We start from the raw sequence: 7,345 nt of genomic DNA, 5'->3' as shown, positions 1-7,345 counted from the left end.
TCGCGCAACAAGGCCATGCTACACTTTTTTTCCGACTCCAAAAGAATTTCAACGTCTTCCTTTATTTTTGATACATAGTCCATTTCGCAAATATACGACACCTTAATTCTTATTTAGTATAAATACTCGTGGCGGCTTTTAACTTGATTCGGTCATTGAGTTGATAATTGGCCGAGAACCGGGGCTCAAGGTAGTTTTTATTGGTCACGTCAAAGTGGGTGAGTCTCAGACCCGGTTTGAGTTGGATTTTACCATCCAATAAGTTGATTTGGTCTTGTACGTAAGCTGTTAAGGTGCTTCCCCTGTCGTCCCGGTCCAGGACTTTAATGGTGTCGTTTTGACTGTACGAATACTCAATGCGGTTTAGGGTGTACTGAAGGCCAAAATCAAGCTGATGATGAGGGGTTAGTTTGTATTCAAAATCCATTTTTGCCGTCAGATCGGTCAGGTTATTATCTTCAATTTGCCCTATTTTAATATTGGTTGTTTGGCTGTCTCGCGTAATGCTTATGTTGCGGCTATTGTCGCGATTGCTGTAATAGTTGGAATAACTCAACAGGCTGTTGCTGTACAATTTATCGGTCCATTTGCGCGACCATTTGAAGCTGCTTCCTAAATTTCCCCAACGAGATACGTCGCTCGTGTTGCTGTTGAGTCCCCCAAAATCTCCGCCACCTGACGAACCCCCAAAAGGACTGCCGCCTCCGAAGCTGGAACTGGTAGAGTTGTCCATGTCGTCGGTACCATTGTAAAAACTCAGTGAAAAGACGTCCTTGTTTATTGGGCCGAAACGTGAGTTTGGAATTCAGGTCGTAGAAGTAAGAGTTGGCCGTTTGATTTTGGGCGAAAGCCCCAAAGGGACTACCACCGCCTCCCCCAGGAAAGCCTCCCGAGGTTTGGGTATCCTCTTTCGAAAAACGGTTGAATATTTTTTTGTATAATGGTCCTTTCCACGAGCGCCTTCCTGCAAAAAGAAACGTTGTTTTCTTGTTCAAAGGAGCTTCAAAGTAGGCATTGGCGCTCAACATATTGACGTCTGCCCCAGCGTTCACTTCTTTCTTATTACCCTCTTTGCCGGTAATTTCGGCTACGGCCGAGATTCTCCCCCCAAATTTGGCATCAAATCCGCCTTTATAAAGCTGAATATCTTTAATTGCGTTATAGTTGAAGGCCGAGAAAAACCCAAACAAGTGATCTACGTGATAGACCGTGAAGCCGTCATAAAGTACCAGGGTTTGGTCAGGAGTACCTCCCCGTACGTATAAACCCGAAGAGGATTCATTGGAGGCACTCACGCCGGGCATCAATTGAAACGCCCGAAAAGGGTCTCGTTCGCCTACGTTGGGAAGTTTAGCGATATTTTTGGGCGTCATTTTTATCATCCCAACCACTTCGTTGGCTTTCAAAACTTCGGTTTTGTTGGCCGAAATCGTCATTTCTTCCAAAGACAGGGATTCGGGCTCAAGGGTTATGGCCAAATCGGTGACAGATATACCAGGCTTTAAGTAATAATACTTAGATTGGTAGCCTACGTAGCTGATAAACAACGTACTGGTATCAGACGGAACATTCATCAGCGTAAAGAGTCCATCCACGTTGGTTTGCGCACCCATCAATTTGTTGGCTTTCCGAAAACTGATCCCTGCAAAGGGTAGGCTTTCGCCCGTTTTGCCGTCTGTCAATTTCCCCGAAAGCGTAAAATTGGTTTTGGTAGGTTGCGCTTCCGATTTAGTAAAGCCAATGTCTTTTTCACTCACAAACTGTGTTTTTGGAATAAATACAATGGCACCAACGGCATTGACGTAAAATTTCAAATCAAGTTTTTCCTGTTTGATCAGTTTTTTGAGTCCTTCCGTAATCTTTGTATTGACAAACCAGAAAGAAACACTCAGCCTTTTTAAGGCTTCCGAGTCGTATTCAAACGCAAAACCGTACTTTTTTTGAAGGTCTTGCAGAATGACATCAAGTCGTTTGTTGTCATAAAACGCATCTTTAATGATGATTTCCCCATTTTTGGGTTGATTTTGAGCCCAAGCGGATTGGCTAAAAGCCCAAAAACAGGCTGCGAGAATAATGGGTAGTATTTTGTTCATTACGCATGTTTGATTGGTTTTCAATCAACAGTACGTCCTGAACAAAACAAGCATTGCAAGATTTTAAGGAAGTGTAGATATACAGATAGATGTGTAGAAATTGAAGGGGTATTTGTAGAGATTTTTAATACCCATTAAGTGGTTTTTAGACATTCAAACTTACATCCGATTTTTGGAATCTATCACAATCGTAACCGGGCCGTCGTTGAGGAGTGCTACTTTCATATCGGCTCCAAATTCGCCCGTTTGAATGGGCTGTCCGAGCTCTTGAGAGAGTTGTTGAATCATTTTTTCGTACAAAGGAATAGCCACTTCGGGGCGGGCCGCTTCGATAAATGAAGGTCGATTTCCCTTTTTGGTATTGGCATGAAGGGTAAATTGGCTGATAAGTAGAATGTTGCCGCTGACAGCTTTCAGGTCAAGGTTCATCTTTCCTTCGGCATCTCCAAATATTCGCATTCCTACAATTTTTCGGGCCAACCATTCTAAGTCTTCGAGTGTATCAGTGTGGGTAATGCCCAACAGAATCAAAAAACCTAAACCAATTTTCCCTTTTATTTGGCCTTCAATCGTAACGGAAGCTTCGGAAACGCGCTGGATAACGGCAATCATGAACTGTAATTTTTGGTTTGAGGAAATAAATGAAAAATGAAGTTGGCAAAGCTACTAAATGTCATTTACATTGGACTTTATGGTGGAACGTATTTCCCAAATTTAGCCGGTTTTCAACCAAAGGCAACTATGAATGAATTGGCATACTTCTTTTACTGACTATGGTAAATGTGCCACTGTGTAAACACAAAAATCATGGAAAAGGTAAAAGAAACGACGAAAACAAAGGACGATTTTAAAGAAATGGTGAAGGACATTCGCGTTGCGATGTTGTGCACTCATACTGCCAACGGACAAATTCACAGCCGTCCAATGGGGACTTCTGATGTGGATAAAGACGGAGCTATTTGGTTCTTTTCTCGGGAATCTTCGCAGAAAATTGACGATATAGAAGACGATTCCAATGTATGTGTCTGTTACTCTGAGCCTTATGATAATACGTACCTGTGCGCCATGGGTACCGCAAAAATTGTCACTGACCGCAAAAAAATAGATGAATTATGGAATCCGTTCGTAAAAGTATGGTTTCCGGAAGGGAAAGACGATCCCGAATTGGTATTGATTAAAATTGCGCCTCATTCCATCGAATATTGGGACAGTTCGTCGAGCAAAATGGTAGTTTTGTTCAACATGGCAAAAGCATTGGTGACCGGCGAAGAATACGATGAAGGGGAGTACGGGAAAATCAAGCTGTAAAATCAATTAACGTCGGCGATTAACGTCGGCGAGGTTTTAAACCTCGCCGACGTTGTGTCTTTCTAAACCTCGTTGCCGTTTTAATTAATCATAATTCAACACGGGCGACAACCATTTTTCAGCTTCTACGACTGTCATCCCTTTGCGGGCGGCGTAGTCTTCCACTTGGTCTTTGGCGATTTTGCCGAGGGCAAAATACCGCGAATCCGGATGTGCAAAATACCACCCGCTTACTGAACTTGCGGGATACATGGCAAAACTCTCCGTAAGGTGAATGCCTATACGAAATTCCGCATCTAACAAATCAAACAAGGTACGTTTTTCGGTATGTTCCGGACAGGCGGGGTAGCCTGGTGCCGGGCGAATGCCCTGGTATTTTTCAGCAATCAATTCTTCATTGGAAAGCGTTTCGTCTTTCACATATCCCCAAAACTCTTTGCGAACGCGTTCGTGCATGAGTTCGGTAAAGGCTTCGGCCAAACGGTCAGCAATTGCTTTGAGCAGAATGCTGTTGTAATCGTCGTGGTCGGCTTCGTATTTCTCCAATAAGGCTTCAATTCCGGTACCTGCCGTTACGGCAAATGCCCCGATGTAGTCCGAAACCCCGCCCCGACCCTCCCCTGAAGGGAGGGAGTTAAGTGGCATGATGTAATCCGACAAACACAAATTAGGCAAATTGGCCGCCTTTTGGTTTTGCTGACGCAGGTGATGCAATACGGTTTGCGTTGGTTGTAGAGACGCCGCAACGGCGGACCGAAAATCTTGCGTCTCTACGGTATGTTGTGTCTCTGGGTTTGTAACTCGGTATTCCGTACGTTTCTGTTGTCCCTGTCCTGCAAAACCTACTTCCACTTCTTCAAAATCGTGCAAAACGATGTCATCGCCGACTGAATTGGCAGGATAAAAACCAATGACTGCATTGGCTTTCAACGATTTATTTTTGATGATGTTAGCCAACATCGCGTTAGCGTCGTCATACAATTTTTTAGCTTCCTGGCCTACGACTTTGTCATTGAAAATAGCAGGGTATTTGCCGTGCAATTGCCACGTTTGGAAGAAAGGCGTCCAGTCAATAAATTTTGCGATTTCTTCGAGCGGATAGTCGTAGAAGTATTTGTTTCCCAAGAATTTAGGTTTCGTGGGTTGAAACGACGTCCAGTCAATTTTGGTTTTGTTGGCACGAGCGGCTTCGATGTTCAGTGCTTCTTTTATCTGCTGACGTTTGGCGTGGTCTTCGCGCAGTTTGGCGTATTCTTTCTTAATATCGGCCAATGTATCGGCAAAAGTAGTTTCGTTTTGGGTCAATTTCCCTGCTACGGGCACCGCACGACTGGCATCCAAGACGTGAATCACTGGCCCTGAATAGTGCGGGTCAATTTTCACGGCGGTGTGAATACGCGAAGTGGTAGCCCCGCCAATCAACAACGGTACTTTGAATCCTTGGCGTTCCATTTCTTTGGCTACACCCACCATTTCATCCAGCGAAGGGGTAATCAAACCTGAAAGTCCGATGATGTCCACGTTGTGTTCCTTGGCGGCGGCCAAAATCTTGTCGGTCGGCACCATGACGCCGAGGTCAATGATTTCGTAATTGTTACAACCTAATACCACACCGACGATATTTTTGCCGATGTCGTGTACGTCACCTTTTACCGTAGCCAATAATATTTTGGAAGTAGAAACCTCCGTTTCCGACGGAAAGGCTAATTTTTCCTCTTCAATATAGGGGAGGAGATAGGCAACGGCTTTTTTCATTACCCTCGCCGATTTTACGACTTGGGGCAAAAACATTTTTCCTTCACCAAACAAATCGCCCACCACATTCATGCCATCCATGAGCGGTCCTTCGATGACGTGCAACGGTTTTTCAACGCCCTGACGAGCTTCTTCCACGTCTTCATCAATGAATTCGGTCAAACCTTTAATGAGGGCGTGCTCTAATCTTTTTGAAACAGATTGCTCACGCCATGCGTTGTCCACCACGATTTCTTTGCCTTTTGATTTGAACGTTTCGGCAAAAGTCACCATGCGTTCGGCAGCATCCGGGCGGCGGTTCAGAATCAGGTCTTCGCAATGTTCCAACAAATCTTTAGGCAGGTCGTCGTACACGCCTAATTGACCGGCGTTTACGATACCCATATCCATACCCGCTTTGATGGCGTAGTATAAAAATACGGTGTGAATCGCCTCCCGTACTGGTTCATTGCCCCGAAACGAAAACGATACATTGGACACACCACCACTTACTTTGGCGTACGGCAAGTGTTCTTTGATCCAGCGCGTGGCATTGATAAAGTCCACCGCGTAGTTGTTATGCTCTTCAATTCCTGTCCCAACGGTCAGGATATTGGGGTCGAAAACAATGTCTTGGGGGGCAAATCCAACTTTGTTGACCAAGATCCAATACGCCCGTTCGCAAATCTGAATGCGGCGTTCGTAGTTATCGGCCTGTCCCTGTTCGTCAAACGCCATCACGACTACTGCCGCGCCGTAGCGTTTTACTTTTTGGGCAGATTCAATGAATTTTTCTTCTCCTTCTTTCAACGAAATGGAGTTCACAATGGCTTTGCCCTGCAAACATTTCAAACCCGATTCAATCACTTCCCACTTCGACGAATCCACCATGAAAGGAACGCGGGCAATATCAGGCTCGGCCATGAGCAGATTACAGAATTTATTCATGGCCTGAACACCGTCAATCATCCCTTCGTCCAAGTTGATGTCGATGATTTGGGCACCGTTTTCAACCTGTTCACGCGCGATAGCAAGGGCCGCGTCATAATTTCCTTCGCGAATCAAACGGGCGAATTTTTTAGAACCCGTGACATTACAACGTTCGCCAACGTTGACAAAATTGATGTTTTCAGTAATGTTAAACGGCTCTAAACCGGATAATTTCTGAATATGGTCGGCTTCGGGAACGATACGTGGCGAGTAGTTGGATGTGACCTCGGCAATCGCCTTGATGTGGGCAGGTGTGGTTCCGCAACAACCTCCGATGATATTAAGAAAATTATCTTTCAAAAATCCTTCTACAATTTCCGCCATTTCTTTGGGGCTTTGATCGTATTCGCCCATTTCGTTAGGCAAGCCCGCATTGGGGTGCGCCGACGTCATGAACGGAGCTTTTTGGGCCAATGTCTGTACGTAAGGACGCATTAAATCGGCTCCCAACGCACAGTTCAACCCTACTGAAAGCAAAGGGATGTGCGAAATGGAAGTCAGGAAGGCTTCGGTGGTTTGTCCGGAAAGCGTACGACCTGAGGCATCCGTAATGGTACCCGAAATCATGACCTGCAACGGGGCCTTTCCTGCGTTTTTGAAATATAAATCAACGGCAAACAACGCGGCTTTGGCATTGAGGGTGTCAAAAATCGTTTCTATCAAAAGTACATCCGCACCGCCATCCACCAAACCACGCACCTGCTCGGTGTAGGCTTCAACCAACTCGTCGAATGTTACGGCACGATAGCCTGGGTCGTTTACGTCGGGCGAAAGCGAAAGAGTACGGTTGGTGGGCCCGATGGAACCGGCTACGAAGCGGGGTTTATCAGGATTCAGGGCCGTGTATTTATCGCATGCTTCGCGTGCCAAACGAGCTGATTCGAAATTGAGTTCATACACCAAATCTTCCATGTGGTAATCGGCCATGGCGATGGACGTACCGCTGAAGGTGTTGGTTTCAATGATATCGGCACCTGATTCGAGATAGGCTTCGTGGATTTCCCGAATCACGTCAGGACGCGTCAGCGACAGTAAGTCGTTGTTGCCCTTTACTTCATGCGGAAAATCTTTGAACCGCTCCCCGCGATAATCAGCGTCGGTCAGATTATAACGTTGAATCATCGAACCCATCGCGCCGTCAAGCACGAGGATACGGGATTTGAGAATTTCTTGGATGTCAGTGTTTTGCATTGTACGAACTATATTTTGCTCTTTTGGAG

The 7,345-nt window shown here is 45.5% G+C and carries 5 protein-coding genes; 1 reads left to right on the top strand and 4 read right to left on the bottom strand.

Annotation, left to right across the window (positions count from 1 at the left end; all coding sequences use genetic code 11):
* Window positions 1–109: 109 nt before the first annotated feature.
* From Q0081_RS01850 to dtd, 3 genes are all read right to left on the bottom strand, one after another.
* Window positions 110–574: a TonB-dependent receptor domain-containing protein gene (locus tag Q0081_RS01850; protein WP_409034036.1), complete on the bottom strand. Its 465-nt coding sequence runs from the start codon at window positions 572–574 to the stop codon at window positions 110–112.
* Between the two features lies 1 nt (window position 575).
* Window positions 576–2,093: a carboxypeptidase-like regulatory domain-containing protein gene (locus Q0081_RS31775; protein ID WP_336912767.1), complete on the bottom strand. Its 1,518-nt coding sequence runs from the start codon at window positions 2,091–2,093 to the stop codon at window positions 576–578.
* Window positions 2,094–2,252: 159 nt separating this feature from the next.
* Window positions 2,253–2,705 carry a D-aminoacyl-tRNA deacylase gene (gene dtd / locus Q0081_RS01840; RefSeq protein WP_298348600.1) on the bottom strand — a complete coding sequence of 151 codons (453 nt, stop codon included), beginning with the start codon at window positions 2,703–2,705 and terminating at the stop codon, window positions 2,253–2,255.
* Window positions 2,706–2,900: 195 nt separating this feature from the next.
* Here dtd and Q0081_RS01835 point away from each other — a divergent pair, with 195 nt between their 5' ends.
* Window positions 2,901–3,401 (top strand): pyridoxamine 5'-phosphate oxidase family protein, encoded by a 501-nt coding sequence (locus tag Q0081_RS01835; protein ID WP_298348598.1) that lies wholly within the window; start codon window positions 2,901–2,903, stop codon window positions 3,399–3,401.
* A gap of 84 nt (window positions 3,402–3,485) precedes the next feature.
* Here Q0081_RS01835 and metH read toward each other — a convergent pair whose 3' ends face one another.
* Window positions 3,486–7,316, bottom strand: a complete 3,831-nt coding sequence (gene metH, locus Q0081_RS01830) for a methionine synthase (RefSeq protein WP_298348596.1) — start codon at window positions 7,314–7,316, stop codon at window positions 3,486–3,488.
* Window positions 7,317–7,345 lie beyond the last annotated feature (29 nt).

It is taken from the genome of Runella sp. (assembly GCF_027484545.1).
Taxonomy (GTDB): Bacteria; Bacteroidota; Bacteroidia; order Cytophagales; family Spirosomataceae; genus Runella.
The sequence above is the reverse complement of the archived record's forward strand: the minus strand, read 5'-3'. Positions and strand labels throughout refer to the sequence as shown.

Coding starts and splice junctions, on each gene's coding strand:
- Q0081_RS31775 (WP_336912767.1), bottom strand. CDS start 2,093: ATGAACAAAATACTACCCATTATTCTCGCAGCCTGTTTTTGGGCTTTT.
- dtd (WP_298348600.1), bottom strand. CDS start 2,705: ATGATTGCCGTTATCCAGCGCGTTTCCGAAGCTTCCGTTACGATTGAA.
- Q0081_RS01835 (WP_298348598.1), top strand. CDS start 2,901: ATGGAAAAGGTAAAAGAAACGACGAAAACAAAGGACGATTTTAAAGAA.
- metH (WP_298348596.1), bottom strand. CDS start 7,316: ATGCAAAACACTGACATCCAAGAAATTCTCAAATCCCGTATCCTCGTG.